The following is a 2,647-nucleotide window of genomic DNA, read 5'->3' as shown; positions in this document are numbered from 1 at the left end:
CGCCGGTAGGGTCGAACCTTGGTCGACCGCCGGTAACGGTGCAACGCGCGGTGGCGACATGACCGCTGGAGGACGCAGGCTCTGCTGTGGCCGGTGCCGGCGCGCCACCGCGATGATTGTCATGCGTTCGCCGGGTGTGGACGGGATATCGGCGGTCGTTCGGGAACCGACCCTACCTCGGCCGGTGCAAGGTCGCCGCGCGGGGGCGGGATATCGGCGGTCGTCTGGGAACCGACCCTGCCTTGGCAGCGCAAGACGCAGAAAGGCCGCCCGAAGGCGGCCTTTCTGCATGCCACAACGTCGTGACGACGTCAGTGCATCATGTGCACGTTCATGTTGTGCATGACCCACAGCGAGCCGGCGACGATGATGCCGATCACCACCACGGTGAAGGCCGCCGCGCTGACGTTCCAACGCTGCGCCGAGGAGCGGTCCAGGTGCAGGAAGAACACCAGGTGCACCAGGATCTGCAGCACCGCCGCGATCACGATGATCACCCCGGTGGTGAAGGTCGGCAGGTTGCCGTGCATCACCAGCCAGAACGGAATGATCGTCAGGATCGCCGCCAGCAGGAAGCCCACCAGGTACGACTTGACGCTGCCGTGGCTTTCGCCGCCAGCGCCGTGGCCATGGTCGTGTGCGTGATTGTCATGTGCCATTACAGCGCTCCCTTCAGGTAAACCACCGAGAACACGCCGATCCAGATCAGGTCCAGGAAGTGCCAGAACAGGCTCAGGCACGCCATGCGCGTCTTGTTGGTCGGCGTCAGCCCGTTCTGCTTGATCTGGATGAACATGATCAGCAGCCACAGCAGGCCCGCGCTTACGTGCAGACCGTGCGTGCCCACCAGCGCGAAGAACGCCGACAGGAACGCACTGTGGTCCGGACCGTGGCCCGCATGGATGAGGTGATTGAACTCCCACACTTCCATGACCATGAAGCCGAAGCCCAGCAGCCAGGTCAGGCCCAGCCACAGGTACATCTGGCCGACCTTGTGCTTGTGCAGCGCGATCATGCCCAGGCCGAAGGTCAGCGAGGACACCAGCAGCAGCGTGGTTTCCCACGCCACGAAGGTCAGGTCGAACAGTTCCTTCGGGCCCGGCCCGCCGTTGGTGCCACCGGACAACACGATGTAGGTGGCAAACAGGCTGGCGAAGATGAGGCAGTCGCTCATCAGGTACACCCAGAAACCGAAGACGGTGTTGCCGCCGGTGTCGTGGTGCTCGTGGTCATCATGGCCGTGGGCCGCCGCGTGCGCGGCGTGCCCAGCGTTCATGGTGTTGGGGATAGTGCTGCTCATGCCTTCAGCTCCGATTTCACCAGGCCCTGCGCCACCAGGTGGCGACGGTGCTCATTTTCGATGCGTTCCACTTCGGCAGCGGGCACGTAGTAATCGGTGTCCTTGTCGAAGGTGCGCCAGATGAAGGTGCCGATCATGCCGACCAGGCCAATGATGGCCAGCCACCAGATGTGCCAGATCATCGCAAAGCCCAGCACCAGGCTGAAGGCGCCGATCACCACGCCGGTACCGGTGTTGCGCGGCATGTGGATGTCGCTGTACTTGGCCGGGCGTTCCCACGCCTCGCCACGCTGCTTGCGTTCCCAGAAATCGTCCAGCTCGGTGACCTTGGGCAGCGCGCCGAAGTTGTAGAACGACGGCGGCGAAGAGGTTTCCCACTCCAGCGTACGGGCATCCCACGGATCGCCGGTCAGGTCGGCGGTCTTCTTGCGGTCGCGGATGGACACGGCGATCTGGATCACCTGGCACAGGATGCCGGCGCCGATGATGAACGCACCGAACATGGCGATCACCAGCAGCGGCTGGTATTCCAGGTTCGGGTAGCTCTGCATGCGGCGGGTCATGCCCATGAAGCCCAGGATGTACAGCGGCATGAAGGCCACGTAGAAGCCGATGAACCAGCACCAGAACGCGCGCTTGCCCCAGGTTTCATTGAGGCGGAAGCCGAACATCTTCGGCCACCAGTAGGTGATGCCGGCGAACATGCCGAACACCACGCCGCCGATGATGACGTTGTGGAAGTGGGCGATCAGGAACAGGCTGTTGTGCAGCACGAAGTCGATGGCCGGGATCGCCAGCATCACGCCGGTCATGCCGCCGATGGTGAAGGTGACCATGAAGCCGATGGTCCACAGCACGGGCGTGGTGAACTGCACGCGACCGCGGAACATGGTGAACAGCCAGTTGAAGATCTTCACGCCGGTGGGGATGGAGATGATCATCGTCGTGATGCCGAAGAAGGCATTGACGTTGGCACCCGAGCCCATGGTGAAGAAGTGGTGCAGCCACACGATGAAGGACAGCACGCCGATGCAGGCGGTGGCGTACACCATGCCCTTGTAGCCGAACAGCGCCTTGCGCGAGAACGTGGCGATGACCTCGGAGAACACGCCGAAGGCCGGCAGCACCAGGATATAGACTTCCGGGTGGCCCCAGATCCAGATCAGGTTGATGTACAGCATGGCGTTGCCGCCACCGTCGTTGGTGAAGAAGTGCGTGCCCAGGTAACGGTCCAGGGTCAGCAGCACCAGGGTGACGGTCAGCACCGGGAAGGCGGCGATGATCAGCACGTTGGTGACCAGCGCGGTCCAGGTGAACACCGGCATGTGCATCAGCTTCATGCCCGGG

Annotated in this window: 3 protein-coding genes; all 3 read right to left on the bottom strand. The window is 63.2% G+C overall.

The window, feature by feature from the left end; genetic code table 11:
* Window positions 1–311 precede the first annotated feature (311 nt).
* Window positions 312–659 carry a cytochrome o ubiquinol oxidase subunit IV gene (gene cyoD / locus RSA25_RS18325; RefSeq protein WP_332810260.1) on the bottom strand — a complete coding sequence of 116 codons (348 nt, stop codon included), beginning with the start codon at window positions 657–659 and terminating at the stop codon, window positions 312–314.
* On the bottom strand, window positions 659–1,300 hold the full coding sequence (gene cyoC, locus RSA25_RS18320; RefSeq protein WP_332810259.1) for a cytochrome o ubiquinol oxidase subunit III: 642 nt from the start codon (window positions 1,298–1,300) through the stop codon (window positions 659–661). Before cyoC ends, cyoD begins: the two co-directional genes overlap by 1 nt.
* Window positions 1,297–2,647: cbb3-type cytochrome c oxidase subunit I (locus RSA25_RS18315; protein ID WP_332810258.1), on the bottom strand; the 1,351-nt coding region annotated here is incomplete at its 5' end. The genes cyoC and RSA25_RS18315, both read right to left, overlap by 4 nt.

Source organism: Stenotrophomonas sp. (genome assembly GCF_036662295.1).
GTDB lineage: Bacteria > Pseudomonadota > Gammaproteobacteria > Xanthomonadales > Xanthomonadaceae > Stenotrophomonas.
This window is presented reverse-complemented; position numbering and strand designations above follow the sequence as displayed.

What these genes read in the sequence shown, in the direction of transcription:
- cyoC (WP_332810259.1), bottom strand. Translation starts at nt 1,300, where the DNA reads ATGAGCAGCACTATCCCCAACACCATGAACGCTGGGCACGCCGCGCAC.
- cyoD (WP_332810260.1), bottom strand. Translation starts at nt 659, where the DNA reads ATGGCACATGACAATCACGCACACGACCATGGCCACGGCGCTGGCGGC.